General features: G+C 52.2%; 24 protein-coding genes. 10 read left to right on the top strand and 14 right to left on the bottom strand.

Annotated elements, in window-relative coordinates; genetic code table 11:
• The first annotated feature begins 22 nt into the window (after positions 1 to 22).
• Positions 23 to 946 carry a polysaccharide deacetylase family protein gene (locus tag BUB30_RS30580; RefSeq protein ID WP_073142185.1) on the top strand — a complete coding sequence of 308 codons (924 nt, stop codon included), beginning with the start codon at positions 23 to 25 and terminating at the stop codon, positions 944 to 946.
• 55 nt (positions 947 to 1001) lie between these two features.
• Here the strand turns inward: BUB30_RS30580 and rsgA are convergent, their stop codons facing one another.
• Positions 1002 to 2066 carry a ribosome small subunit-dependent GTPase A gene (gene rsgA, locus BUB30_RS30575; protein ID WP_073142183.1) on the bottom strand — a complete coding sequence of 355 codons (1065 nt, stop codon included), beginning with the start codon at positions 2064 to 2066 and terminating at the stop codon, positions 1002 to 1004.
• Positions 2067 to 2428: 362 nt separating this feature from the next.
• On the opposite strand from rsgA, the gene BUB30_RS30570 reads away from it, so the two are divergent.
• The 5 genes from BUB30_RS30570 (at position 2429) to BUB30_RS30550 (ending at position 9272) form a co-directional block, all read left to right on the top strand.
• On the top strand, positions 2429 to 4837 hold the full coding sequence (locus tag BUB30_RS30570) for an ABC transporter permease (RefSeq protein ID WP_073142182.1): 2409 nt from the start codon (positions 2429 to 2431) through the stop codon (positions 4835 to 4837).
• A 98-nt stretch (positions 4838 to 4935) separates the two neighbouring features.
• Positions 4936 to 5367: a MarR family winged helix-turn-helix transcriptional regulator gene (locus BUB30_RS30565; RefSeq protein WP_073142180.1), complete on the top strand. Its 432-nt coding sequence runs from the start codon at positions 4936 to 4938 to the stop codon at positions 5365 to 5367.
• A gap of 93 nt (positions 5368 to 5460) precedes the next feature.
• Complete coding sequence (locus BUB30_RS30560) at positions 5461 to 6465, top strand: NAD(P)/FAD-dependent oxidoreductase (RefSeq protein WP_073142179.1); 1005 nt, start codon at positions 5461 to 5463, stop codon at positions 6463 to 6465.
• Between the two features lie 28 nt (positions 6466 to 6493).
• Positions 6494 to 6817 (top strand): 2Fe-2S iron-sulfur cluster-binding protein, encoded by a 324-nt coding sequence (locus tag BUB30_RS30555; RefSeq protein WP_073142177.1) that lies wholly within the window; start codon positions 6494 to 6496, stop codon positions 6815 to 6817.
• Positions 6818 to 7049: 232 nt separating this feature from the next.
• A complete protein-coding gene (locus BUB30_RS30550; RefSeq protein ID WP_178377235.1) occupies positions 7050 to 9272 on the top strand; it encodes a GAF domain-containing protein in 2223 nt (740 codons plus the stop codon).
• Positions 9273 to 9276: 4 nt separating this feature from the next.
• Here BUB30_RS30550 and BUB30_RS30545 read toward each other — a convergent pair whose 3' ends face one another.
• On the bottom strand, positions 9277 to 9912 hold the full coding sequence (locus tag BUB30_RS30545) for an IMPACT family protein (protein WP_245804202.1): 636 nt from the start codon (positions 9910 to 9912) through the stop codon (positions 9277 to 9279).
• A gap of 89 nt (positions 9913 to 10001) precedes the next feature.
• Between BUB30_RS30545 and BUB30_RS30540 the strand changes: the two genes are divergently transcribed.
• The 3 genes from BUB30_RS30540 to BUB30_RS30530 all read left to right on the top strand — a co-directional run bounded on the left by BUB30_RS30540 (position 10002) and on the right by BUB30_RS30530 (position 12982).
• Positions 10002 to 10820 carry a head GIN domain-containing protein gene (locus tag BUB30_RS30540; RefSeq protein ID WP_073142171.1) on the top strand — a complete coding sequence of 273 codons (819 nt, stop codon included), beginning with the start codon at positions 10002 to 10004 and terminating at the stop codon, positions 10818 to 10820.
• Positions 10821 to 10940: 120 nt separating this feature from the next.
• A complete protein-coding gene (locus BUB30_RS30535) occupies positions 10941 to 12275 on the top strand; it encodes a DUF418 domain-containing protein (protein WP_178377234.1) in 1335 nt (444 codons plus the stop codon).
• Positions 12276 to 12340: 65 nt separating this feature from the next.
• Positions 12341 to 12982, top strand: coding sequence for an MgtC/SapB family protein (locus tag BUB30_RS30530; RefSeq protein WP_073142168.1), 642 nt, complete (start codon positions 12341 to 12343; stop codon positions 12980 to 12982).
• A 178-nt stretch (positions 12983 to 13160) separates the two neighbouring features.
• On the opposite strand, the gene BUB30_RS30525 is transcribed toward BUB30_RS30530, so the two are convergent.
• The 7 genes from BUB30_RS30525 to BUB30_RS30495 form a co-directional block, all read right to left on the bottom strand.
• Positions 13161 to 14081, bottom strand: a complete 921-nt coding sequence (locus BUB30_RS30525; protein WP_073142167.1) for a helix-turn-helix domain-containing protein — start codon at positions 14079 to 14081, stop codon at positions 13161 to 13163.
• Between the two features lie 117 nt (positions 14082 to 14198).
• On the bottom strand, positions 14199 to 15209 hold the full coding sequence (locus BUB30_RS30520) for an aldo/keto reductase (RefSeq protein WP_073142165.1): 1011 nt from the start codon (positions 15207 to 15209) through the stop codon (positions 14199 to 14201).
• A 473-nt stretch (positions 15210 to 15682) separates the two neighbouring features.
• Complete coding sequence (locus tag BUB30_RS30515) at positions 15683 to 16354, bottom strand: lysoplasmalogenase (protein WP_073142163.1); 672 nt, start codon at positions 16352 to 16354, stop codon at positions 15683 to 15685.
• Positions 16351 to 17520, bottom strand: a complete 1170-nt coding sequence (locus BUB30_RS30510; RefSeq protein WP_073142161.1) for an MFS transporter — start codon at positions 17518 to 17520, stop codon at positions 16351 to 16353. Before BUB30_RS30510 ends, BUB30_RS30515 begins: the two co-directional genes overlap by 4 nt.
• A gap of 60 nt (positions 17521 to 17580) precedes the next feature.
• Positions 17581 to 18679, bottom strand: a protein-coding gene (gene prfB, locus BUB30_RS30505; RefSeq protein ID WP_119753184.1) for a peptide chain release factor 2 whose coding sequence is annotated in 2 segments (ribosomal slippage) — positions 17581 to 18618 and positions 18620 to 18679 — 1098 coding nt in all. Because the reading frame shifts where the segments join, the coding sequence is not laid out codon by codon here.
• 57 nt (positions 18680 to 18736) lie between these two features.
• On the bottom strand, positions 18737 to 19258 hold the full coding sequence (locus BUB30_RS30500) for a hypothetical protein (protein ID WP_073142158.1): 522 nt from the start codon (positions 19256 to 19258) through the stop codon (positions 18737 to 18739).
• A gap of 89 nt (positions 19259 to 19347) precedes the next feature.
• On the bottom strand, positions 19348 to 20412 hold the full coding sequence (locus BUB30_RS30495; protein ID WP_073142156.1) for a branched-chain amino acid aminotransferase: 1065 nt from the start codon (positions 20410 to 20412) through the stop codon (positions 19348 to 19350).
• 145 nt (positions 20413 to 20557) lie between these two features.
• Here BUB30_RS30495 and BUB30_RS30490 point away from each other — a divergent pair, with 145 nt between their 5' ends.
• Positions 20558 to 21604, top strand: a complete 1047-nt coding sequence (locus BUB30_RS30490; RefSeq protein WP_143165150.1) for a toxin-antitoxin system YwqK family antitoxin — start codon at positions 20558 to 20560, stop codon at positions 21602 to 21604.
• Here BUB30_RS30490 and BUB30_RS30485 read toward each other — a convergent pair.
• The 5 genes from BUB30_RS30485 to BUB30_RS30465 all read right to left on the bottom strand — a co-directional run bounded on the left by BUB30_RS30485 (position 21588) and on the right by BUB30_RS30465 (position 26345).
• Entirely contained in the window at positions 21588 to 22142 is a 555-nt protein-coding gene (locus BUB30_RS30485; RefSeq protein ID WP_073142153.1) for a cob(I)yrinic acid a,c-diamide adenosyltransferase, read from the bottom strand. The two genes, BUB30_RS30490 and BUB30_RS30485, sit on opposite strands and share 17 nt — an antisense overlap.
• A gap of 38 nt (positions 22143 to 22180) precedes the next feature.
• Positions 22181 to 22900, bottom strand: coding sequence for an ABC transporter ATP-binding protein (locus BUB30_RS30480; protein WP_073142151.1), 720 nt, complete (start codon positions 22898 to 22900; stop codon positions 22181 to 22183).
• A gap of 148 nt (positions 22901 to 23048) precedes the next feature.
• Positions 23049 to 23909: an alpha/beta hydrolase gene (locus tag BUB30_RS30475; protein WP_178377233.1), complete on the bottom strand. Its 861-nt coding sequence runs from the start codon at positions 23907 to 23909 to the stop codon at positions 23049 to 23051.
• 988 nt (positions 23910 to 24897) lie between these two features.
• Positions 24898 to 25659, bottom strand: coding sequence for an NRDE family protein (locus tag BUB30_RS30470; protein ID WP_073142148.1), 762 nt, complete (start codon positions 25657 to 25659; stop codon positions 24898 to 24900).
• Between the two features lie 89 nt (positions 25660 to 25748).
• Entirely contained in the window at positions 25749 to 26345 is a 597-nt protein-coding gene (locus tag BUB30_RS30465; RefSeq protein WP_073142146.1) for a ribonuclease HII, read from the bottom strand.
• Positions 26346 to 26356: the final 11 nt, after the last annotated feature.

Genomic DNA, 26356 nt, shown 5'->3' with positions numbered 1-26356 from the left:
ACCTTAACCAAAAAATACCCCCATGCGAATCTTTGCACTCCTGTTTTTATTTTCGTTATCGATCGGCGCGCAGGCGCAACAGAAGACCGTTGCCGAACGGTTAGGCTATCCAAAAAACACCAAGCTCCTCATTATCCACGCCGACGACCTCGGTGTTTCGCACAGCGAGAACGAGGCCTCGATCCAGGCGTTGGAAAAAGGCGCGGTGAATTCGGGGAGTATCATGGTGCCCTGCCCGTGGTTCCCGGAAATTGCGGCCTATGCCACTGCCCATCCCAATGCAGACCTTGGCTTGCACCTTACCCTGACCGCCGAGTGGGATCCTTATAAATGGGGACCGGTTTTGCACCAGCAAGCCAAGAGCCTGACCACGCAAAAAGGTTTTCTGCCCGCCTCCGTCGAAGAGTTAGCAAAAATGGCAAGTCTCCAGGATGTGGAACAGGAGTTGCATGCGCAGGTGGAACGGGCCAAACAATTTGGAGTAGACCCAACACACCTCGACACCCACATGGGCAGTGTGCTGGCCAGCCTGGATTTCTTAAAGATCTATATCAAGCTGGGGCACGAGTATAAAGTGCCTGTGCTCCTGAATCGCGATATCGTGAATATGTTTGGCGCTGCCAATTTCAATGGCCTGCTCACCGACAAGGATGTTATGCTCGACAAGATCGTGATGGCCACGCCTGCCGATTATGCAAAGGGCATGAAAAATTTTTACACGGGCGCGCTCACGTCCCTTCAACCGGGTTTGAACTGCATCCTCCTGCACGCCGCGTACGACAACACGGAGATGCAGGCCGTCACCATCGGGCACCCGGACTTCGGCGCTGCCTGGAGGCAAGCTGATTTTGATTTTTTTAGCAGCGCCGATTGCAAAAAGTTGTTAAAGGACAATGCCATTCAATTGGTCACGTGGAGAGAGATTCGGGATAAATTGCTCCGATAAAAAAAGCCCCGGTTCCTGCCGGGGCTTTTTGTTTGATTAAAAACGCGAATGCAAATCAATACTTGTACTTTTTGCGATAGTTCTTGGCCTCGCGGGTGATCTTGCCGAATTGTTTGTTCAATCGTTTTTTTTCCTCGGCGTCGATCTCGAAACGGCGTTGTTCTTTTTTAAGCTTCACATAGCTGTCATAGACCTCGGACGAGAGTGTCCCGTTGTGAAGCGCTTCGATCACTGCGCATCCCAATTCATCCACATGCTGGCAGTCGTTGAATCGGCACTGGGCCGCGAATCGCTGGATGACCGGGAAGAGGTCCCCGGATGTGACATCTTCGTCGCCGGTGAGACCAAACTCGCGCATACCGGGTGTGTCGATGAGCAAACTTTCCTGAGGGAGCAGAAAAAGATCGCGCGTCGTCGTGGTGTGCCTGCCTTTATGGTTGGCTTCGCTGGTAGCGTTGATGGTTTGGGTGGCGGTGTTCATCAGCGCATTGAGGAGCGAGCTTTTCCCCACGCCGCTGGAACCGATCATTACATACGTACAGCCCGGTTGCAACAGGTTTTGTCTTAGCGCATCCAACCCCATCCCGGTATAGGTGCTGCACACTTGCACAACACAAGGACGCTGCAATTTTTCAACTGCGTCAACATACGCAGGAGGGTCAGGAACAAGGTCGGCCTTATTGAGCACCACGATGGACGCAATGCCACAGGCAGCCAACTGCACGAGGTAACGCTCCAGGCGCATGATGTTGAACTCGCGGTCGAGGCCCTGCACGATCAAGGCTGCATCGATGTTCGTGGCCAGGATTTGCTTTTGGGTGGGCGCGCCAGGGTTTCTGCGAGCCAACGCGTTCTTGCGCGGAAGCACATCAATGATATAGCCCATCGTGTCGTAGGCCATGAGCGAAACCCAGTCACCTACTTTTGGAAGCTCGGTGTTCTCGGCGATGTAGAGCAACTTTCCGGAGAGCTCGGTCTCGAGTTCGCCGTTTTCGGTTTGGGCATAATATTTAAATCCTTTGATGCTGACGATGCGGCCCAGGATGAGACCGTTCATTTCTATGGGTTGTGGATGTGACGAGCGATAGGCTTGCCAGCCATACTGATCCAATGATGTCATGGTATAAAAAAGTTTAGCAGACCACCCTAAACCAAAAAGGCAAAGGCGATCCGGCAATGGAAAATGGAAATAAAAGGGATGTTTAGAATCCGGGCGACAGGCAAAAGACGATCACAAAAAAATGCGACGTGCCTGTCGTTAGGCCACCATTATTCCGGCAGTTGCGGGGCGATATGTAGAAACCATGATTTTCATAGGCTCATCAAAAATAGAAAAAATCAAAGAAATAGCCATAGTCCGGAATTGGACGCCGTTGCACATAACCGGTCGGTCGATACCTAAAAATGCGGGATTTTATGGATTGGGATGGGATTTGGGCGTTGGTACGTAAATTGGGTAACGCAAACCGCTAACCCAATGCCATGTTAAAAAATTACTTCATCACCTCCTTCCGGAGCCTGCTCAAGAATAAAAACTACAGCCTCATCAATATCGGGGGGTTGACTTTGGGCATCACCTGCGTCTTTTTGATCCTGCAATACCTCCGCACCGAACTAGCCTATGACCGGTACCACACCGGTTCCGAAAATATTTACCGCGTCGTTTGGGAAAGCGGTGATCCACAGACACGCACTCCCCACCCCATGGCGCAGGCCATGATGAGCGACTTTCCGGAAGTGGAGAGCGCGGTCAGCCTAACCCCGCTCTGGGGGCCCGGCCTAACCCGGAGGACGTTCTCTTTCCGGAACACGGAAAAAGATATTCAGTATGAGGAGCGCGAAGTGCTGGCTGTCGACAGCACGTTCTTCAAAGTATTTTCATTTTCACTGACCAAAGGTGATCCTAACAAAGCATTGAAACGGACAGACGGTGTGCTGATCTCCGAATCGGCTGCCAAAAGATATTTCGGCAACGACGATCCGATGGGCAAATTGCTCTCGGTAAATGACGAGCGTAACACCATCGCGGTGATCGGTGTGTTCAAAGATGTGCCTGCACTATCGCATTTCCACGCTGACATCCTGGTGCCGTATGTTCGCGAAAAAGCGGGTGATCCGGACAGTGAGTATTATACCTGGAAGGATTTCGGTCACTACAACTACGTCCGCCTGAAACCCGGAACAGACGCAAAAGCCCTTGAAGCCAAGCTCCTCCCCTGGGTAAAAAAATACGAGGACTGGTCGGCTGAAACTTTCCGGTATCTCGAAGAGAACCATTACAAGTTCCGGCTGCAACCTATCACTGACATTCACTTGCGTTCGAACCTGCGGTGGGAACTCGAGCCCAACGGCAACATCGAGTATGTGTACATGATGAGCGCAGCGGCCATCCTGATCCTGGTCATTGCCTGTATAAATTTTGTAAACCTCAGCACCGCACAATCGTCGGGACGAGCCAAGGAAATTGGCATCCGCAAATCGCTGGGGGCTTTTCGCGGGCAGCTGATGACTCAGTTCACAGGGGAATCTGTGTTGGTGGCGTTGGTGGCTACTGTGCTTTCGCTGGTGATCATCGAATTGATGTCGCCGTTGTTCAGTTTTGCCACGCATCAGCAAATGCATCTTACCGGATACTCCGTCGCGGCCCTTTTAACGCTTGGGCTAATGGCCGGATTGCTGGCGGGATTCTATCCTTCGGTCTTTCTTTCGGGAGTGAAGCCTGCTTCGGTTTTGAAAGGCAAATTGTTGCAAAGCCCTGGCGGCGCAAGGTTGCGAAATGGATTCACTGTGTTTCAGTTTAGCGCCTCCATGATCCTGATTTGCGTGAGCACCATCATCTATAAACAGTTGAACGCCGTGGAACACCGCTCGCTCGGTTTCAACAAAGAAGCCGTCGTCGTCATCCCGATAAAAAATCGCGGTGCCCTTCGCGGACACCAGGATGAGTTGCACACGGAGCTCAGCAAAGTGAAAGGCGTCATGGAAGTGTCGGCAGCCTCCAATATTCCGGGCCGCTCGTTCAACCAGCAAAACGTGCACACGGTTGCCGATCCGGACCACGACGTCGATATGTCGGAATTTGACGTGAGCTATGACCTGCTGAAAGTGCTCGACATTCCGCTCGCCGACGGCCGCGACTTCCTCCGCGAAAATCCCGCCGACGTCGAAGGCTTCCTGCTGAACGAGACCGCCGCCAGGAGTCTCAACCTAAATCAGCCTGTCGGGAAGGAAATCATATTGGACCGCGATGGCGATCTGCAAAAAGGAAGCATCCTCGGCATCGTAAAAGATTTTCATTTTCAATCGCTACACCAGGCCGTGCAACCCCTCATTTTCACCGTGCGCAACGCCAGCTTCAACTATGTGCTGATAAAATTGAACACCACTGATTTTGACGCCACGCTGAAGGATATCACCGCCACCTGGAAAAAGTTCGACAATCGTTTCGGGTTCGAGTTCTCGTTCTTATCCGACACCCTCAACGAACAATATGCCGAAGAACAAAAGATCGCCAATGTGCTGCTCGTATTTTCGGTGGTGGCCATTCTCATCGCTTGCCTGGGCCTGCTGGGTATTGCCGCCCTTACCTTCCAGAACCGTACAAAGGAAGTGAGTGTGCGCAAAGTATTAGGCGCAAGCTTTGCCGACCTGGTATTCATTTTATTGAAGGACTTTACCAAGCTGGTGTTGTTCGCCATCGTGTTGGCCACGCCGGTGGCCTGGTGGCTGATGAACGAATGGTTGCAGAATTTTACCTACCGGGTAGATGTGAATCCATTCATCTTTGCCGGCGCCGGGTTGGCCCTCGTTGGCCTGGCGTGGGGCACCCTCAGCGCGCTGACGTTGAAAATGGCCCGTGTCAATCCCGCGACCACGTTGAAAAACGAATAGTCCGCCCTTTCCAATTTTTGTTACGGTCTCCTGGTTTTTCCGAAAAGCCGAAAAGCTTTCGGAATTATCCATAAGTTTGTATACTAATTATTAGTGTTATGAACGACGACCAGTACAGCTCGTATTCCTTCCTGTTGGACCGCACGGCGAAGCGCGTAAAGCAATATGCCCAGCAGCGCTTCACCGAACTGGGGTTCAATGTCACCGTGGATCAATGGATCGTGTTGAAACATCTGTATGAACACGACAGCATGAAGCAAAACGAGCTGGCCGAGTTCCTATTCAAAGACAATCCCACCCTCACGCGCATCATCGATCTGCTTTGCGACAAAGGCCTCACCGTGCGCAACGTGCATCCCACGGACCGGCGCAGTTTCATGGTGAGCCTGACCAAGGAAGGCACCAAAAAAGTAGAGCAACTGAGCCCGAAAATAAAGGCCATCCGCCTCAAGGCCTGGGAGGGTCTCTCCGAGCGGGACTTCAACCAATTCAAGCGCATCCTGGACACGATCTATAAGAATTTAGGCTAAAAAAGGCCTTTTCTGAAACTTATTCGTATAGAAATAGTTGTTATACTAATAGTTATTACACTACATTTACACGCATACCAACATAAAAACGCTATGATCCAGACAGACATTTGCATTATCGGGGCCGGGCCGGTGGGCCTGTTTGCCGTTTTCGAAGCCGGGCTTTTGAAAATGCGTTGTCACCTGATCGACGCGTTGCCGCAGATCGGTGGACAGCTTTCGGAGATCTATCCAAAGAAACCGATCTATGACATCCCCGGGTTTCCCGAAGTGAACGCCCAAACCCTGGTGGACAACCTCCGTCAGCAGATCGCACCCTTCAAACCCACCTTCACCCTGGGCGAACGCGTGGATGGCCTGACCCGTTCGGAAGACGGCAGCTTCATCGTCACGACGGTCGACGGCACGCAGGTGAAAAGCAAAGTGGTGGTGATCGCCGCGGGTTTAGGGAGCTTCGAGCCGCGCAAGCCCGAGTTGCAAAACCTGGAGCGCTTTGAGGGCCGGGGTGTTACCTATATGGTGAAGGACCCCGAAACATTTCGCCAACGCAGGCTTGTGATTGCCGGTGGCGGCGACTCGGCCCTGGATTGGACCATCTATCTCTCCGCGATCGCCGAGCGTGTCACCCTGATCCATCGCAACGAATCGTTTCGTGGTGCTCCCGATTCTGCGGAGAAAGTGATGAAGCTCGCTGAAGAAGGCAAGATCGATCTGTTACTCAGCGCCAACCTGCAAGCGGTGAACGGCAACGGCGTGGTGAAGAGTGTGTCGGTGGTGGACAAGCAGAAAGTCGTGAAGGAAATTGAAACCGATTTTCTCATCCCGCTCTTCGGCCTGAGTCCTAAGCTGGGACCCATTGCCGACTGGGGACTGAACCTCGACAAGAGCGCCATTGAAGTGAACACCGTGGATTATTCCACCAACGTGGAAGGCATCTTTGCCATTGGCGACATCAACACGTATCCCGGGAAACTGAAGCTCATCCTTTGCGGCTTTCACGAAGCGGCATTGATGGCACAGCGCGCGTTCGAGTTTGTGTATCCCAGTCAGAAGCTCAGCTTTAAATACACCACCGTCAACGGCGTGAATGCTTTTTGATCCTTTGAAATAAACCTGCGGCAAGACCATGATAACGTTCTCCGTCGAAGACCACACCGGCCAGGTGCAGACCCTGGAACTCCCGGGCGACATCAATCTAAGCCTGATGGAAGTATTGAAAGCTTCCGACTATCCCATCGCTGCCACGTGCGGGGGCATGGCCTTGTGTGCCACGTGTCATCTCGAAGTGCTGTCGGGTGGCGACCGGCTGCCGGCACCGGGCGATGCCGAGCTCGACATGCTGGATACGCTACCCAATGCCACGGCGCAAAGCCGGCTGGCGTGCCAGATCCGCCTGAGCGAAAACCTCCAGGGCGCCTGCTTTGCCCTGAAGGCTCCGGCGCTGGTTTAGGATGAAAACACGCCGACGTAAAGTCCATCCCAACCCTGCGGATAGGCCGCCGGGTTGAGAGACGAACACGCACACACGGGCGCTTGACCTGAATTTATTCTTTTCTACCACAAACGTTACCGGTAAAATGCAAATGGGGCATGACGCTTTGGATTTAGAAAATTTGTATTTTCATGCGTCACCCTAAATCTGTGTATCTCTCATGGCTCTTATTCTTCCAAAGCGCAGGCTCTTGGTTAAGCTCGTTCTTCTGGTCATCGTTCCTGTTCTATTCCTCCTTTTGTTCGTCCTTGCCCTCGCGATATTTCCCACGCCCCCAGCCTCGGTTTGGGTTGGAGCTTTAGTGGCGACGTTGGGGTATGGATTGTTTGCCTTCCTTTTTCTAAGGGCATTCATCCTGCGGTTCGATAAAGTAGAGGAAGTATCAAAGCTTTTGGCGGCAGGAAAACTGGATGAGCCGTTCCACCAAAATGGTCAGGACGAGTTCATGGCGATCACGCAAGCGATCCACCACACCGGCGAAGGGCTAAAACACAAAACGGCCTTTGCCAATCACATCGGCGACGGAAACCTGCAAGCCACCTATGAACCTACCAGTGCCGATGATCAACTCGGTCACTCCCTGCTAAAAATAAAAGAGAACCTCCTCGCCGTCAAAGACGAAGACCGGAAGCGCAACTGGACCACCGACGGGCTGGCCCGCTTTGTGGAAGTGATGCGCACCGACAAAAGCCTGAGCGAACTCTGTCACGACATTCTCCGCAACCTGGTCGTGTTGCTGCGCGCCAACCAGGGCACCATTTTCATCATCAACACCACCGACACGGGCGACACCCTGCTGAACATGCAGGCCTGTTATGCCTTCGACCGCCGGAAATATCTCAGCAAAACCATCACGCCGGGCGAAGGGCTGATCGGGCAAGTCTTCCTGGAAAAGCGGACCGCCTACCTGAAGAATGTGCCCGACAATTTTATACGCATCACCTCCGGTCTCGGCGACGCCAACCCGCGTTTTGTTTTGATCGCGCCGCTAAAAATGAATGAAGACGTTGTCGGCGTCGTGGAGCTGGCTTCGTTCAAGGAATTTGAAAAACACGAGATTGCTTTCGTGGAGAAGATCGGTGAAACCATTGCCCACAACATCATCTCTTTTCGCACGGCGGAACATACGCGCAAACTTTTACAGGATTCGCAGGAACAGACCGAGCACATGCGCGCCCAGGAAGAGGAGCTGCGGCAAAACCAGGAAGAGTTGCAAGCCACGCAGGAGGAGATCAGCCGCAAATACCACGAGCTGTTCCGCCAACTGACCAGCCTGAACCATCAATCCCGTTTCGACCAGCTCAAGTCCATCACCTCCACCAAGAAGCGCAACGTGGAGTATTATTTCGACATCATCCGGAGCCAGATCATCACCTTCTCGGAAAACAAAATGGTGATCGACGCCATGAACGCCTTTACCCATGCGTTCGATGCGTTGCCCCCTGAAAATCCGGCGCAGATGAAGGAAAGCGTGAAACACTACTATACCGGTGAGTTTATGCCGCGTTTGCTGGACAACACATCGCATGTGGAAAAGGTGGAAAACTATCTGCCTCCCGCCGGCATTGCCACGGTGCTCCAATACCTTTTCATCTCCTCCAACCCCCACCCTACTGGCCAAAAGTCGCTCATGATCACGTCGCGCGAAAACAGCGACTATGGCCGGGTGCACGCCCTTTATCACCCGGTGATGCTCAGCTTCCTGGAGAAGTTTGGCTACTATGATATTTTTCTTATCGATCCCATCACGGGCAACATTGTGTACAGTGTTTTTAAAGAAGTGGACTTTGGCACCAGCCTGCTGACCGGCCGTTACCAGACCACAAACTTCGGACGCGTGGTGAAAGCGGCGATCGAGAGCACTGATAAAAATTTTGTAAAGCTGGTGGACTTCGAGCCTTACGCTCCATCCTACCACGCGCCGGCATCGTTCATTGCCTGCCCGATCTATGACAACGACAAAAAAACAGGCATCCTCGTTTTCCAGATGCCCATCAACAAGATCAACCAAATATTGACCGGCGACAATCACTGGCGCGAAGACGGTCTTGGTGAAAGCGGCGAGACCTACATGGTGGGCCCCGACCACAAGCTTCGCTCCATCTCCCGCGACCTCATTGAAAACAAACGACACTACCTGGCCACACTCAAAGCCAGCGGCTACGACGAAAAGATCCTCCACCAGGTGGACCGGATGAACACCAGCATTTTGGTGGAGCAGCTCGACCTGGATTCCATTGATCTTGCGCTGAGCGGGCAGTCGGGTACGCGAATCGAAAAGAATTCTTCCGGTGAAGAATTACTCAATGCCTATGCTCCGTTGTCGATCCCGGATGTGCAGTGGGCCATTCTTTCTTCCATGAAAGAAACGGAGGCTTCGCAGCGCATCAATGAACTCCGGAAGCAAGGCTAAAATTTCAGACCGCGCTCACCGCCGTGCCCAATGCCTGAAGCAGCGCCAGGGCCTCCTCGAATTTTTCTTTTTGTTTTAAGGGGAAGTGGATGGTCATCCGGCATTGTTCGGCAAATTCCTGTTCGCCCATTTGAACCGTGAGATCTTTGATCAGCCGCATCACTTCGGGCGTTGCTGAATAGTCATACCGCAACGTCACGGTTTCCATCACATCTTTTTGAATGATCGTGCCGTGTTGCAGAGCATCGGCGGCGGCGGCTTTGTAGGCCGTGATCAGTCCGCCCACGCCAAGCTTTATGCCACCGAAATAGCGCACCACCACGATGAGCACATCGGTCAATCCTTTGGCGCGGATCTGTCCGAGAATGGGATCGCCGGCGGAGTGGTTGGGTTCTCCATCGTCGGCGGCGCGAAAATGTTTTTGGTCCGGACCGAGCATCCAGGCATAGCAGTGGTGGCGGGCATCGAAATATTCTTTGCGGAGGCTGTCCAGTGTTTCCTTGATCTCGGCGGCGGACGTCACCGGGTAGGCGAAAGCCAGGAATTTGCTTCCTTTTTCCTTATAGCTTCCCTGCGTGGGGGCCTGGAGGGTGTGATATGAAAAGACGGGCATGTAACCGAGACCGGAAATTTGCGTCAAAGAAAGAGAATTAAAAATTCCAGGCCAACCCGTGCAACCTTGGTCTGGGATGGTCAGTCTATACCGTAAGACATCCACATCTAAGACATATGAAAAAACAACTATTCCTCATCGCGCTGGCACTCGTCATGCTGACCTCGTGGGCACAAGCGCAGACACGTGAAACCCGCAACGTGGGCACCTTCACCCGGATCGCTTTCCGCGTTCCCGGCAAGCTTTACCTGCGCCAGGGTAGTCCGCAAAAGGTCGAGATCGAAGGCAGGAAAGACGTGTTGGAAGAGATCGAAACCGACGTGGACGGCAACAAACTCGTGATCGGCAAAGAAGGCGAATGGAAGTTCTGGCGCTGGAAGGAAGGCGACGAGGTGAATGTATACATCACCGTAAAAGATATTGAAGGCATCAGCGTAGCCGGCTCCGGCGACGTGATCGCCGAAACCAAGATCATGGCCGGCGACCTCGACCTGAATGTGAGCGGCTCGGGCAACCTGCGCCTGGAAGCCGAAGCCACCGGCGACATTGAAAGCGACGTGAGCGGCAGCGGCGACATCAACCTGAAAGGCAAATGCCGCAGCTTCAACAGCGACGTGAGCGGTTCCGGAAAAGTGATCCTCGCCATCAACGTCAGCGGCACGGCCGACTTTGGTGTGACGGGCTCCGGCAAGATCGAAGCATCGGGCAGCGCCGGCAATGTGAAAACGTCGATCAGCGGCTCTGGAAAAGTGCTGGCCTCCAACCTGGAAACCAGCAAGTGCGAAGTGCGGATCTCCGGCTCGGGCGATGTTGAGATCAATGTGAAAGACGAGCTGGACAGCAGCATCTCCGGCAGTGGCAGCGTAGGCTATAAAGGAAATCCCAGTCGCGTGAACAGCCACTCCTCCGGCAGTGGGCATGTGCACAAATTGTGATCGTTCATACAGCATAAAAAATAAGCGGGCCAACACCCGCTTTTTTTATGACCGTTTACGGGTATTGTAATCTCGAGCGCTGAGTGTTATCTTCATTGACCCTAACCCTCTCTAATGTCTATGGAAACCTCACTGCCGCTCCAACAAAGGGAGCGCATCTTCATGATTGACGCCCTGCGTGGCGTTGCCCTCTGTGGCATCCTGATCCTCAACATGCCGTTCTTCGCCCGCGCCTATCAACTGGATTTTGATTGGCGCGTACTCAATGAAACCTCGATGCGCAACATCGCTTCGTGGATGGTCACCGGCTTTGTGCTGGGTGGATCTTTCCGGGCCATGTTCTCCATGTTGTTCGGCGCCGGCGCGCTGCTCATCATTTCGCGATTGGAAAAACAATCGGGCCTCGGGGCAGCCGATGTCTATTACCGGCGGCTTATCTGGCTGCTCGTCTTTGGATTGGTTAACGCCTATGTGTTGTTGTGGCCCGGCGATATCCTATACCACTATGCCATCTGCGGCTTGTTCCTGTTCCCGCTGCGGAAAAGCTCCGTCAAATTATTGTTGTGCCTCTGCCTTTTCTTTGTCTGCGTGAACATGTTCAAGTCCTACCTCAGCAACCAGGAAGCCCTGGTGAAACGCGAAAAAGGATTGGCGGCCATGGCCCTGGAAAAAGAAAAGAAAACACTTACCGAAGACCAAAAAGGCGATCTTGAAAAATGGAAAGAAACGATCGACAAACGCAAAGTGGAGAACGTGAAAAAGGAAGTGGAGAAAGAAAACAAGGCCATGCTGAAATCTTATCCCGAAGTATGGAAGCACCTGCAGTCGACCAACGCCAAATTTGAGTCCAGCGTATTCTATCAAAATACATTTTTCGACATCATGATCTGTATTTTGTTGGGCATGGCATTGTATAAAGCGGGCATTCTCACGGGAGAAAAGTCGACTGGATTTTATGCCGGCATGCTCATCCTGGGCTATGGATTGGGTATTGGCGAAGGCCTGCTGGCGGGGATAACGTGGTACAATGCGCAATTGAATTATTACAACTATATCGAGGTCTGGCCCATTCCCTTCACGCTATATGATGTTCACCGGACATTCGTAGCCATGGGACATATCGGCCTGATCACCCTGCTGTATAAGAGCGGCGTTTTCCATGGCTTCCTGAAACTTTATGCCGCTGTTGGACAGATGGCGTTCACCAACTACCTCTCGCAATCCATCATCTGCACCTTTATTTTTTCGGGGTATGGGTTGGGATACTTCGGACAATTCGAACGCTATGAATTGTTCTATTTTATTTTTGCGATCTGGGCGTTTCAAATCGCCTTCAGCAACATCTGGCTGAAATACTTTTTATTCGGACCGCTGGAATGGGTGTGGCGAAGTCTCACCTATTGGAAACGGCAGCCCATGCTCAGGACTCGCCAAGTGGAATTGGCATTGGCCTGATTTAATTTTTCAACGTCACCTTCGCTAAGGTTTTTATTACCTTGTGATCTGAAAACACGAGCGTAATGGAAATTTTGGATTCGCACTATGAAACGGCTTTGCAACTGCTGCTTTCGTTTGTGATTGGCGCGGCCATCGGCCTGGAACGGGAATACAGAAGTAAGGCGGCGGGGCTGCGCACGATGATCATCATTTGCCTGGGGTCCACGTTGTTCACCCAGATCTCGATGGCCATTGGCGGAAACTCGCAGGACCGGATCGCATCCAACATCATCACCGGCGTTGGCTTTCTGGGGGCTGGGGTGATCTTTAAAGACGGGTTAACGGTGACCGGGATCACGACGGCCACGACGATCTGGATCTCGGCGGCGTTGGGTATGGCCGTGGGTGCGGGGCAGTATTTTATCGCACTGGTAGGATCGGTCGTGGTGATGATCGTGCTCACCGTATTCGAAAAACTTCAAATCGTAGTCGATCGTATTCACCATGCGCGGTCTTACAAGATCGTGTATACCGACGAGCGCGACTTCATTGTTGGGTTGGAACTGGAGTTGAAAAAACTCCGGTTGGGATTTCAGCGAAAGCGTGACTTGAAGGATGAGAAGGGGTTCGTGTTGTTTTATGAGGTGTATGGAAGAGAGAAGCTTTTGGATGCGTTCAATACGTATTTGAAACGGGATGAGCGGGTGAAGATGTTTGAGTATTGATCCCCTGAAAGCCGGTCAGGGCTAAAACCCTTTCAGATGTAGCTGTGATACCCCAGCCTAAAGGCTGGGGTTAGTGTCAAAATAGTGAGGGCTAAAGCCCTTTTCAAGTATGGCGGCTATGTCCCAGCTTGGGGTTATTGAAAAAAAGACATTACTAATTTCAACAGACTGCTGATCATTAGTTAACAGACTGCCGGAATTCAAGCGGAGAGACGTTGGTTTTGCTTTTGAACAGTTTGTTGAAGGACTGCGGGTACTCGAAGCCCAATCGATAGGCAATTTCGCTGACGGATAGGGAGGTGGTAGAAAGTATTTCCTTTGCCTTGTCGATCACTTTGTCGTGGATGTGTTGTTGGGTGGTTTGGCCGGTGAGATTTTTTAGCAGATCGCTGAGGTAGCCGGGGGATACATTTAATTGGTCTGAAATATATTTTACCGTGGGCAGTCCCTTCTCTGCCACCTTCTCGCCTTTGAAATATTCCTCCAGGATGGCTTCCAGTTTTGACAACATGTCGTGGTTCAGATTTTTGCGGGTAATGAACTGGCGATTGTAGAACCGGTTCGCATAGACCAGCAGAAGCTCAATATGCGAGATGATCACGTCCTGGCTGAAACGGTCGATCGCATGGTGATATTCCCGCTCCACTTCTTTCATGATCCTGATGATCGACTCCTCTTCCTTTGCGGAAAGTAACAAGGCTTCGTGCAACTCATAAGAAAAGAAACCATACTCTTTGATGGTTTTCATCAGCGGGTAGCCTTGCAGAAAGTCGGGATGAAAGTAGATCAGGTATCCTGACACGGCGATCTCATCTGTATTCATGATTGACATCACCTGTTTGGGGGCGGTTAATGTCATTACGCCTTCATCAAAATCGTAGTACGTCTGGCCATACTTCATTTTCCCATTAATGCCTTTTTTGATGGCGACGCAATAAAGATTGATCACAAAATGATCCCACACATCGCTCACCGTGAAGCTTACATTTTCAAAATTTACGACGCTGATCAGCGGGTGTTCGGGTTTAGGCAGGCCGAATGCGCTGTGCAACGCCGCTACCGAATCAATTACATGCGGTGATTTATGTTTGCGTGTCATCCTGGGTGAAGTTAGTGATTGTTTCTTTTCCAAGTTAAAAAATGGATACCGGGTAGATCACCCGGCATCTCTTCATGGTTGTTTGATCTTTAATGAGGTGCGCAGGATACCGGATCCTTATTTGCCCACTACCGTCATGTTGGCCGCATCATAGCGGTCGCCGGTAACCGTGCCCAGCGGAATGATCGACTCCAGTCTGGCCAGTTCTGCTGACGACAGTCTGATCTTTGCCGCTTCGATATTTTGCTCCAGGTATTTTATCCGCTTTGTTCCGGGGATCGGCACAAAGCCTTTTGCTACAATCCAGGCGATGGCCAGCTGCGAGCTGGTGATGTTCTTTTCGCGCGCCATAGTTTTGATCGCCTCTGCCAATTCGATGTTCTTGTAAAACTGCTCCCCCTGAAATTTCGGAAGCGTCCTTCGGAAATCGTCCGCAGCAAAATCATCAGGCGACTTAAGCTCGCCCGTAAGGAAGCCTCTTCCCAACGGAGAATAGGCGACAAACCCGATCCCCAATTCCTGGAGTGTATCCAGAACACCTTCTTCTTCCACACTTCTTTCAAACAATGAATACTCGGTTTGCACCGCGGTCAGCGGATGAATGCTATGCGCTTTTCTGATGGTGCCGGAACCGACTTCCGACAAACCGATGTAGCGCACCTTGCCTTCCTTCACCAGATCGGCCATGGCACTTACGGTCTCTTCAATCGGTGTGTTCGGATCGAGACGGTGGAGATAGTAAAGGTCGATGTGATCTGTTCCGAGATTTTTCAGGGAACGCTCCGCTGCTTTTTTAACGTATTCTTTTTTTCCATTATATCCCCAGGTCAACTTTTCCTGGTCGTCAATTTCATAGCCGAACTTTGTGGCGATAATGTACTTCGCCCGGTTTCCGCGGATGGCCTTTGCGATGAGTCTTTCGTTGAGCAACGGTCCGTATAAATCGGCTGTGTCCAGAAAATTGCCTCCGAGTTCCAGCGACCGGTGGATGGTGGCGATCGATTCGGTTTCATCTGCTTTACCGTAAATATCGGCACCGGCAATAGTAGTCATCCCCATACAACCGAGGCCCAGCGCGGGAATAACCAATCCCTGGCTGCCTAACTTTACTTTCGTGATGTTTTCCATGAGCTTTGAATTTTGTTCTCTGCAAAGGACCGCAAATGATACCTTCCGGAGTTATCCAAATCCCGTGTCGTTGTGTCCAAAATCCGGGTTACAAGTAGATCATGCATCCAAATAATGTAGGGTAGGCCTGCGAAGCGGGTCAGGGCTAAAGCCCTTGCGTTTATGGCTGTTACACCCCGGCCTAAAGGCCGGGGTTACTATTCAACAGGGCTGGTATCACCTGCGAACTTGCATTCCTCGTGTCTTTCTGTGGCGACGTGCGTTAGGCATTGCAAATACCACCCGGCGCATTCGTGTATTGATACGTCCGCCGAACAGTCCGGACCTGAATAACCCTGGCCTTTAGGCCAGGGTCCACGACACTTTGCTCATCGGGCTTTAGCCCTGACCGCTCCTAGTGCAGGTAAAGATGCGGGGGTGCACACTATGCGCGCTTTTCGTGGTCTCCGAAGGGTTACTGAAGGTGAGACGGTTTAACTTTTTTCCTCGTGCCGCACTAACCCGAGCACAATCCAATACTGCGCCACCATATACGTCAACATAATCCAACTCGCACTGTTCGGAACGGGCGTCAGAAATTTATTGATCGCTAAAAGCGAATCCGACAACATGAACAGCAGCGCCCCAAAAAACACCATCCGAAAGCTCATCGCCTCTGTGCGTCCATAGCGGAACAGCGCATTGAGCACCATGACGATGAGCACCAACGCATACACCATCACCGGAATGCGCAAGGGTCCCAGTACGGGATACAAAACAATGACCAACCCCGTTCCCGCCAAAACAATGGGAAATGATGCCCGTATTTTCTGAATCCCCTGCAAGGCATCGTTGACCCCAGCCCACTGATGCTGACGATACGAAAAAATATAAAAGACGTGTGATGTCAGAAAAGCCAGCAGTCCAAAAATGAAAAACAATTCATGGCTGGTTTCGAACATCAACAACACATCGCCGGCCAGCGAAAAGAAAATAGCCAGCAGCACCACCGGCGAACGGTGCGTGGCACTGATCACGTAGTACAAGCCCAGCGTGATCATGATCAACGGCTTGCATACACGGTGAACTTCCGGCCAACCCATCCACCCCGATGCCAATTCGCCCAGGCAAACGAGCGCAAAGAATATCAATACCGCTTTTTTCATACGCTTACTTTTTTAGTGGATCGTTGAAACAAAAGAAACACAAAGGCCAACACCGACATCGCGCTGCAAAACACAAAGGCATAAACAAAATGCGTATAGTCATTTCCATATAGCCAACCCGAAACCAACGCTCCTATGCCAATGCCCAGTTCCATGGAAATATACAACGTGGCAATGCCTCGTCCCCGGTGATGCTCATCGCTCAGGTCCGTGGCCCAGGCGAGCAGCGTTGGCGAGGTGGCTCCATAGGCGAGGCCATACAAAATGATCCCCACACTGAGCTGTGTCTGATCCTTTGCAAAAGCAATCACCAACATCGCGATGGCGATCACGAACGTGACCACCAGCAACACCGGCGCGCGTCCATACCGATCCGACGCCTTGCCTCCCAGCAGGCGCACGAACAAGATAGCCACCGTGAAGTAGGTAAACAACACACCTTTATTGCGCATGCCTACATACGTCCCAAAATCCGGCAACAACGTCAGGATGGCGCCATAGGCACACACGCTCAGGAACATGACGACGCCTGGTTTGAGTACGCGAGGCTCGAACAGATCAGAGCGTTTCACCTTGAGAAGCCCTACGCCAAAAGGATGTTTTTCATGTAGCGTCTCTTTGATGCCCAACACCACCAACATGGAAATGATCGCGGCGCCCGATGAGCAATAGAACATAACCTGCAATCCAAAATGTGTCACGATGGGATCGGCGATCGCCGGCGCCACGGCCGTACCCAGCGAACCTGCTGTGGCCAGGATCCCCATGGCTTCTCCCCGGCGATTGGCGGGAATGACATCGGAAAGATATGCTGCCTGTCCGGTGGGGGTGAAGCCGGTGGAGAAACCGTGCATGAGTCTGAGCAAGAAAAATCCCATCACGGTAGTGAGCACGGGATAGATGAGGCTGCAGACAAAACACACCATCGCGCCGGCCATGATCACGGGCTTGCGTCCAATCCTGTCGGCCAACTTGCCGCTGAAAGGACGTGAGAGCAGCGCGGTCACTGTAAATAAAAAAATGATGAGTCCTTTATATTCCCCGCCACCCAGGCTGGTGAGATACGCCGGCAGTTCGGGAACAATCATGTTGAAGCTGCCAAAGAAAAGCAGCGAGCTCAGGCAGAGCAGCCAGAACGGCGTGTTGTAGATTTTTTGAGTGGTCAATTTTTCTTATGCAAAAAGGAAACGCGTTGCCCCTGGGTGGGAGCAACGCGTTTTTTTGGATCAGGCTTGCTGGGGCATTTCTTGTGCTCCCAATAAAAAAGCTTTGATAAAGTCATCGAGGTCGCCGTCGAGCACGGTTTGGGCGTCGTGGCGCTCCACGCCGGTGCGGGCGTCTTTCACGAGCTTGTAGGGATGCAGCACGTAGTTACGGATCTGCGAGCCGAAGTCGATCTTCATCTTGCCGGCTTCGATCTTGTCGCGGGCGGCGTTGCGTTTTTCCATTTCGAGCTGATACAATTTCGATTTCAGCATCTGCATGGCGCGCTCGCGGTTGGCGTGCTGCGAACGTTCCACCTGGCACACGATGACGATGCCCGTGGGCTTGTGCGTGAGCTGCACTTTCGTCTCCACCTTGTTCACGTTCTGGCCACCCGCACCACCGGAACGCGAGGTTTGTATTTCGATGTCGGCGGGATTGATCTCGATCTCGATCGAGTCGTCCACTTTCGGGTATACAAAGATGGATGCGAACGACGTGTGCCGGCGTTGGTTGGAGTCGAACGGTGAGATGCGCACCAGGCGGTGGACACCGATCTCCGCCTTCAGTTTACCATAGGCAAACGGGCCGTCTATTTCCAGCGTGGCCGACTTGATGCCGGCGACTTCGCCCGATTGATAGTCGATCTGTGTCACCTTGTAGCCGCTCTTCTCGCCCCACATGATGTACATGCGGTTGAGCATATCGGCCCAGTCGTTGCTTTCGGTGCCACCGGCACCGGGGTTTATTTCGATCACGGCACTGAGCTGGTCTTCCTCCTTGCTCAGCATTTTCTTGAACTCCAACTCCTCCACGGCCTTGGCCGTCTTCTCATAGTCGCGGTCTAATTCTTCTTCTCCTACGTCGCCGGCCTGGTAGAATTCATAGAGTACTTCCAGGTCGTCGATACCTTTGGAAAGGTTATCGAAGGCGTCGGTCCACACTTTTTTGGTGCGGATGTTTTTCAGAATGGCTTCGGCTTGTTTGGGATTGTTCCAGAAATCCGCTTGTTGGGTAATGAGCTCCTCGTCTCTTACTTCAACGATCTTACGATCGTAGTCAAAGATACCTCCTCAAGGCGCTAACGCGAACCTTCAAATCTTTCAGTTGATCTGTTGTCATGGTGAATAATAAATTTTGGGCAAAAGTAAGGAATTCCGGCAACAAATCAGGGTCTGCCTAAAACCTGTCGAGGTCGTGCTGGTAGAAAGGAGAATCATAGTCGGCCGTGAACAACCGGTAGCGGCCCCCTATCCGCTGCGATTTTTTCCGGATCAGCATCATGGGCAGCCCCACGGCCACCATCGCGATGGATACGCGGTTTACACTTTTGTCGAGGCTGGGATCGTGACCCTGCACCACCATGGTATTGAATTGGTCGATCACGAAATAGCCGGCACCTCCGATCAACAGGAATCCTCCCACGCGGTTGGCAAAACTGGAATGTTTGAAATAGATGCGGTCGATCTTGTAGAAGGGAATGATGTCCTTGTGGGCCATTACAGCGGTGTCGAAAAGGTTGTTCACATAACTTACCCGGACGGTCTTGCTGCCTTTCAGACGGAAGGTGATCTCGTCACCAAAGCCGAGGCGCAACAACACTTTTTCACCTTTCAGCAACACCAGTTGCTTCTGAGCATAGCCCGCCGTTGCCAACGCCATCAGCACCGTCAAACACCATAGCACTTTTGTCTTTTTCAACCTGTAGCGATTTCCCTCTAAAAGTAAAAAAAACGGTGAACAATCAAGTCCACCGTTTCAGGTTGAGTTATTCAGGTAAAGGAAACAAATTACATTTTTACGACCCATCCGAACGGATCCGGAGCGATTCCGCGTTTGATCTCGTCCAACACCGAATAGATATGAGCGGCAAAATTTTGCTTTGACGCCGCGGGCAACGGGTAATCTATGCCTTCGTGGCCGATCGCCTGGATGGGGGCAATCGTGGCCGCGGTGCCCACGCCAAACGCTTCTTTGACGAGGCCGCTTTTCAAACCGTCTATTAATTCTTTCACCCCTATTTTGCGTTCCTCCACCTTCATGCCTTCCCGGCGCGCGACGGCCAGCACGCTGTCGCGTGTGATGCCGGCCAGGATGGAGTCACTCAGGGCGGGCGTCACCAGCGTGTCGCCAAAAACAAACATCACGTTCATGGTGCCCGACTCTTCAATGTAGGCGTGCTCTTTGCCATCGGTCCACAACAACTGCTGATAGCCCTGGTCCATGGCAAGTTTTGTAGGGTAGATGGCGCCACCGTAGTTGCCGCCAGCTTTGGCATAGCCTGTGCCCCCGGCCACGGCGCGGGTATAGTGGGTTTCGATCTTGACCTTCACCGGCGCCGAATAATAAGCACCCACCGGCGAAGCAATGATCATGAAAGTAAAATCGAGTGAAGGACGGATACCGATAAACTCATCGGCTGAGAAAAGGAAAGGTCGTATGTACAATGCGCTTCCCGGTGTCGACGGGATCCAGGCCCGGTCGATGTCCAGCACGGCGCGCATACCCTCCATAAACAGCTCCTCCGGAACCTGCGCCATGCAGAGTCTTTCGGCAGAAAGGTTGAGGCGTTTGAAATTGGCCATCGGCCGGAAAACCAGCGCCTCACGGTCTGTGCCGCGATAGGCCTTCAAGCCTTCAAAAATAGATTGTCCGTAGTGCAGCGCCGGGGTGGCTGGACTAATGAGCATGTGGCCATAAGGCATAATGCGGGCATTACCCCATTCGCCGTTGCGAAAATCGGCCATAAACATATGGTCCGTATAGATCTTCCCGAACGGAAGGTTTGAAAAATCCACCTGGGGAAGCCGCGATTTGGCCACCCGCTCTACCTCAATTTTCATCGTCTCTACCATGGATATCTGAATTTTTAAGGACCCGAAGGTAGGACTAATTTCCAAATTCGACTAACAAATGTTAGTTTTTTTGCCCAAAATGCGTCATTAGAGCCGGCTGCGTTACTTTTACCCGCCTCCTGGATTTCATCATGGAAATCACGTTATGAGAATTTACCTCGCAGTCGCCCTCTCCTTGCTTGTTGCAGGTTGCATCAAGAAAAAACCTCAGGGACACATCACGTATGAGCCTCTTCCGGAGCCTCCTCCACAAGAAATCATCATTGTGAAGACAGACTCTTCGCGCATTGAGACCAAGTGCTTTGAGTACTTAAACTCCACCAGAGAATTTAACCGGTTGGATTCCATTGACCGAACCTATTTTCGGGATTACTATTTTGATACCAATACACTCAACCGTGTCGGCGCTTTTGAAGAAGGCGACTACGCAGGTCTCTGGAAATACTACAATAAAAAAGGGGACCTCATAAAAGAAATCAACTATGAAACCGGAGAAAAAATCATTTGCGGAAACACACCAGATCCCTATGACAATGATTTTTTGAAAATAAAAGCAACAGCAGACAGTGTTTTGGTGTGTTACTTCGGTTCAGCATTTTTTCATGATCATATCCAGTGGAACGCAAATCAATCTCACTTCATTTCCGACAACGGTTCAGGAACATGGTTTGATGTTTCGCAAGGAAGACCATTCAGCTTCATGTTGAACTATTCCATTTTGTTTGACAAGCAACATACCTACGCTACTATTCAATTTACACTTGACCGTTTCGGAAGACTTAGTGACATAACCGGATTTAAAAGTTGTGAACCGGACGAATGCAGGTTCGCCCTCAACTTTTTCCAGGCGCTCGCGCTCGGGCGGAATAATGGCCTTACGCTCAGCCGAAGCAGTAAATACTTTTTCTTTTTATCCTGGATAAAACCGTCAGAAAAAACCGAGTTCCTTGGCGACTATGAATTGATCATCGCCGAGTTAAAAGACATCGTGAAAGGGGGACCAAACGAGAGCATCGAGAACTACGACGCCGTGGTGATAAACCCCTGGACCGGCGCCCTCATCCGAACAAGCGAATTCCAAAGATTCCGGTATACGCATCGATTTTCATCTTCGCTCTCCGCGCTTTTGGAGAAAAAGCCTGTAACGAGAGCCTCTTTACTTAGCGAATTCTTCCCTACTCGTCCATTCTAGGTTTCCAGGGCGTCTCCTCGATCTTGAGTTCCTGAGCCATCTTGCGGCTCAGCATAAACAGGTAGTCCGACAGGCGGTTCAAGTATTGGATCACCAGGGCGTTCACCTCCTCGGTGGCCTGCAACGCTATGGTTAGACGCTCGGCGCGACGGCATACGGTTCGCGCCAAATGGCAAAACGACACGGCGGTATGGCCTCCCGGTAATACAAAAAAGCGCATGGGTGGCAACGCGGCGTCCATGGCATCGATCTCTTTTTCTAAATATTGAATATCGCTTTCGCGGAGGGTGGGGATGTTCACTTTGGTGTTGCCCGGCTCGGTGGCCAGCATGGAGCCGATGGTGAACAGGCGGTCTTGTATTTCGACCAGCAACTCTTTTCGGTTTTGATTCACTTCCTGGTCGCGCACCAGGCCGATCCAGGAGTTCAATTCATCCACGGTGCCGTAGGTGTCGATCCGCAGGTCGGCTTTGGAAACGCGTTTTCCTCCAAAAAGGGATGTGGTGCCGCGATCTCCGGTTTTCGTGTAGATCTTCATGCACTAAAGGTAGGCGATGCGCGGGAAGGGAGAAAATGTTAGTGCTGTGCGGCCATAGGGCTGCTGCGCGACACGTTTTCGTTCCGGCGGTCCCATTCGATCAGACCGTCGCGGAGGCGGATGATGCGGTGGGCGTAGTGGGCGATGTCGTCTTCGTGGGTCACCATGATGATGGTGTTGCCCTTGTCGTGGAGCTCCTGGAAAAGGCTCATGATGTCGTATGACGTCTTGGTATCCAGGTTACCGGTGGGCTCATCGGCCAGGATGATGGAGGGGCTGTTCACCAACGCGCGGGCGATGGCTACACGTTGGCGCTGGCCACCCGAAAGCTCGTTGGGTTTGTGGTGATAGCGGTCGGCGAGGCTCACGCTTTCCAGGGCCGCCATGGCCATTTCGTCACGGTCGGCCTTGCCATAGCCGGCATAGATCAGGGGGAGCGCCACGTTGTCGAGGGCACTGGCGCGGGGCAGCAGGTTGAAGGTCTGGAACACAAAGCCGATCTCCTTGTTGCGGACTTCGGCCAGCTCATTTTCCGTCATTTCGCTCACCTGGTTGTCGTTCAGGCTGTAGGTTCCCGTCGTGGGCGAGTCCAGGCAGCCCACGATGTTCATCAGCGTGGATTTTCCCGAGCCGGAGGGGCCCATAAAGGCCACGTATTCGCCTCTGTCGATGGAAATGGAAACTCCCTGGAGGGCGTTCACGATGTTATCGCCCATTTTGTAAACCTTCGTCAGTTCGTGCGTCTCGATGATTTTCATTGCCCAATTAGTTAATGGTGCCCGTCTTTAATTACAGCCCGGTGGCATAAAAGTTTAGCGCCCGTCCTTCCTTAAACCTGTTGCCGGAGGCGCAGGTTACCGTTTTTTTCCGGGCGGCCCATTTTATCTCAAATAAAATACAGTTTTGCTAGCCCGACGCTCCGTTTCGCACAAATGTTACACAAGCTGCGATAACGTGGTCGTCTTTTAAGATGCGGGTATGTCCCAGGCCTTTGGTGCGGATCAGCATGGCCGAAGGGTAAAGCTTCATCAGGGTGTTGGCGTGGACCATGGGCACCTCGCGGTCTTCCTCATCGTAGACCATCAACAGGTCGATGGGAGTCTTCAATTGGGTCACAAAATGCTGGGCGGTATACTCATCGAAGGGCTTTCCGGTGGTGTCGAGGATAAATTTCTTGAAATATTCGCCTGTAGGCCGGGTGCCATTGATGGTACGCAGATAGGTGTTGATGATCTCGTCGCCCACGGACGGTGACGCGATCATGACCAGCTTTTTTATGGCTACGCCGTGCATCGCCGAGAACAACGCCGCCCCGCCGCCAAACGAATGCGCGATCACGGCCACGGGCTCCCCTATTTTGGCATACACCGCCCGGATGGCGGCTTCAAATTCATCGAGACTGGTTCTTTTTCCCTCCGACTGGCCATGGGCAGGCCCGTCGAACGCCACCACTTTATAGCCTGCGTTCATGAGGGGCTTTACGAAACGCCGGAATTGCGTGGCCCGTCCAGCCCAGCCGTGGATGAGCAACACAGGCCGTCCTTCGCCCCACGAATAGCACTGGATCGTCTTGCCCGCGGCCGTCACGGTGAAGCGGGTAGCAAATGTTTCCGCCTTTTTCTCCTTTTCGGGAACGGGGTAATGCAAGGGGGTGAAGAAGATCTTTTCAAAATACCGGTGGGCCAACCCGGGCGCATAGGCCTCCAGTTTTGGAAAAAGCCACCGGGCGATTTTCAGGGGCAGGGGATATTGATCTTTCTTTTTCAACCTTTCGGGATTATCCATCCAAAGTGTAAAACGTACACGTTGTTGAGGTGCAATTAATGAATAAAATAACGCTTCTCATTATTTTATTTCCATTTATATACAAAATTTGCCGCTTAACCCTGTGATAACTGATCTCTTGCTTAAAATCTCCCCTTGTCAACGCTATAGCTAGGGCGTTTTGGAATTGGTATAGGGGTATTTCGCGGATACGAAGTTCTAATGCATTCGACGATGAATGTCTTGAGTTGGGGCTTCTGGCGCCTGCCATAGGAGCAAGTCAGGGCTAAAGCCCGGATGAACGGGGGTGTCTTTGTCCCTGGTCTAAAAGGCCAGGGATAAAGACACCCATTTATCGTGATTTAAAAGGGCGAGTTCAAGACGTTAAACTGAATAAGCCCGTAGGGCTTCCCCATCATAACGCCCGTGCAACCGGGCGAAGCGAGTCCATGTATCTCAACCCGCCTGGGCGGGTTACCCTTTAGTGCGGGGAAGCTAATTCGTAGTCGCAAATCTATATTGGTATGAATGTTCTAGGTGTGAAAATTGTGCGGGTTCCATCGAAGGTTCAGAGTGGGTATGCCGAGTACGAGTAAATGCAGGTTCTGAAGGCGTAATGGTGTGAATCGTATCTGCAAGAAAGACCCCACCCGAAAGGTAACCCGCCCAGGCGGGTTGTTATACATAGTCGCTGTTCGCCCGGTTGCACCGGGCGTTATGATGGAAAAGCCCTACGGGCTTGAGTGCAAATTTTTTTTTGTCAGTTCATGTGGAGCTTGGTCCAAGGGTAACCCTCCAATGAGGTTGTTGGTGCATGGTCACTATTATTCAGTTCAGGGCTTGCTAACGTAGATCTCGAATTCGCCTTTTCCGGAGATAAATGAGTGCATCGACTAGGCCTTTAGGCCAGGGTTAAGAAGCTACTCGTCGCCCGGGCTTTAGCCCTGACCACGCGCAAGACTATGTAGTAACAATACGCCCCCGCTAACGCTCAAACCTTAAAGCGGAAGGTCCCCGTGGTGTGCTCGAAGGTGGTTGTGTTATACACCCGTTCGCAGAACGTTACCTCATTATCATAGTTCACGAGCACCACGGTCGTGCACCGCGTGCCGTAGTTTGGTGTTTTGATGAACATGGACGACAATGCTTTTTCGCGTTCCAAAGACAAGCCGGTGTCGGGCAGTTTGTCTTCCGGCGCCAACGTCTGGTCATAGAGCACGTCCATCAATTGCTCGGGTTGAATGGTCGGTTGGTCCAGAATGCTTTTCAGTTTTTCTTTTCCGCGCTCCACTTTTGGCCACGGGGTGTCGAGCAGGTGGTTGCTCAACCCGTAGAAGCCGGGGATCAACTCTTCGATCATGTGCGTGTAGTTGGAGTAGTACCACAGTTCGTTCAGGCCACCGACGATAATGTTGAAGCCGTTGTATTCTTTTTCGCCGTCGTTGATCGCATGCAGATAATGTTCGGGGCGGTCGCGGCCCGTCAGGTAGTCCGACACGAGCAGGCCGCGTGAGGGGGCATGTGGGTCGATGTTCTTGGGGTCGCGGTAGTTGGTGAGCAGCGCGAGCTTTCCCTTGGTGTTCATGCCCATCCAGGTGCCACCGGCCACCAGATCGCGGCCGGCCAGCACGTCGGGTCTGTCTTTCCAATAATGCGCCGCTTCGGTTTGGCGTTCGTAGAATTCATCGCGGTTGGCCGCAACGATGAGCTTATACGCCGGGTGATTCTTGAATGCGAGGAAGATGAGGCACATGGTGGGGAGAATTAAAAGAATATGAGATGGTGTGCTGGAATACGAAACAGGTTTATCGATCGAAGATCAAAAACAAGAACAACGATCGGTTAAAATAATTCCAATTGATCGGGCAACAGGGTGAACGAGCGACGATGGTGTGGTGTGATGCCCAATTGACGTATGCCGTCGCGATGGGCTTCGGTGGGATAGCCCACGTTGGTATGCCAGCTGTAGCCGGGAAAATCTTCCGCCAGGCGCATCATCAGGTCGTCGCGATACGTTTTGGCCAGGATGGAGGCGGCGGCAATGGACAAATATTTTCCATCGCCTTTGATGATGCATTCGAACCGCAGTTCGCCATAGGGCTTGAAGCGGTTGCCGTCGATGAGCAGCAATTCGGGGCGCAGCGTGAGTTTGTCCAGCGCCACGTGCATGGCCTTGAACGATGCGTTCAGGATGTTGATGCGGTCTATTTCCTGGTGATCGATCTCGCCTACGGCCCAGGCCATGGCATCGCGCTGGATGTCTTCGCGCAGGAGTTCGCGTTCTTCTTTGGTGAGTTGCTTGGAGTCGTTGAGGAGTTTGTGGCGGTATTTCTTGGGAAGGATCACCGCTGCCGCCACCACCGGGCCGGCGAGGCATCCCCGCCCGGCCTCGTCACATCCGGCTTCGATCAGATCTTTCGTGAACGACGACTTGAGCATGTCACAAACTT

This window comes from Chryseolinea serpens (genome assembly GCF_900129725.1).
GTDB classification, from domain to species: domain Bacteria; phylum Bacteroidota; class Bacteroidia; order Cytophagales; family Cyclobacteriaceae; genus Chryseolinea; species Chryseolinea serpens.
Note: the sequence above shows the minus strand (reverse complement) of the source record. Positions and strands in the feature narration are given on the sequence as shown.

Coding starts and splice junctions, on each gene's coding strand:
- BUB30_RS30580 (WP_073142185.1), top strand. CDS start 23: ATGCGAATCTTTGCACTCCTGTTTTTATTTTCGTTATCGATCGGCGCG.
- rsgA (WP_073142183.1), bottom strand. CDS start 2,066: ATGACATCATTGGATCAGTATGGCTGGCAAGCCTATCGCTCGTCACAT.
- BUB30_RS30570 (WP_073142182.1), top strand. CDS start 2,429: ATGTTAAAAAATTACTTCATCACCTCCTTCCGGAGCCTGCTCAAGAAT.
- BUB30_RS30565 (WP_073142180.1), top strand. CDS start 4,936: ATGAACGACGACCAGTACAGCTCGTATTCCTTCCTGTTGGACCGCACG.
- BUB30_RS30560 (WP_073142179.1), top strand. CDS start 5,461: ATGATCCAGACAGACATTTGCATTATCGGGGCCGGGCCGGTGGGCCTG.
- BUB30_RS30555 (WP_073142177.1), top strand. CDS start 6,494: ATGATAACGTTCTCCGTCGAAGACCACACCGGCCAGGTGCAGACCCTG.
- BUB30_RS30540 (WP_073142171.1), top strand. CDS start 10,002: ATGAAAAAACAACTATTCCTCATCGCGCTGGCACTCGTCATGCTGACC.
- BUB30_RS30535 (WP_178377234.1), top strand. CDS start 10,941: ATGGAAACCTCACTGCCGCTCCAACAAAGGGAGCGCATCTTCATGATT.
- BUB30_RS30530 (WP_073142168.1), top strand. CDS start 12,341: ATGGAAATTTTGGATTCGCACTATGAAACGGCTTTGCAACTGCTGCTT.
- BUB30_RS30525 (WP_073142167.1), bottom strand. CDS start 14,081: ATGACACGCAAACATAAATCACCGCATGTAATTGATTCGGTAGCGGCG.
- BUB30_RS30520 (WP_073142165.1), bottom strand. CDS start 15,209: ATGGAAAACATCACGAAAGTAAAGTTAGGCAGCCAGGGATTGGTTATT.
- BUB30_RS30515 (WP_073142163.1), bottom strand. CDS start 16,354: ATGAAAAAAGCGGTATTGATATTCTTTGCGCTCGTTTGCCTGGGCGAA.
- BUB30_RS30495 (WP_073142156.1), bottom strand. CDS start 20,412: ATGGTAGAGACGATGAAAATTGAGGTAGAGCGGGTGGCCAAATCGCGG.
- BUB30_RS30490 (WP_143165150.1), top strand. CDS start 20,558: ATGAGAATTTACCTCGCAGTCGCCCTCTCCTTGCTTGTTGCAGGTTGC.
- BUB30_RS30485 (WP_073142153.1), bottom strand. CDS start 22,142: ATGAAGATCTACACGAAAACCGGAGATCGCGGCACCACATCCCTTTTT.
- BUB30_RS30480 (WP_073142151.1), bottom strand. CDS start 22,900: ATGAAAATCATCGAGACGCACGAACTGACGAAGGTTTACAAAATGGGC.
- BUB30_RS30470 (WP_073142148.1), bottom strand. CDS start 25,659: ATGTGCCTCATCTTCCTCGCATTCAAGAATCACCCGGCGTATAAGCTC.
- BUB30_RS30465 (WP_073142146.1), bottom strand. CDS start 26,345: ATGCTCAAGTCGTCGTTCACGAAAGATCTGATCGAAGCCGGATGTGAC.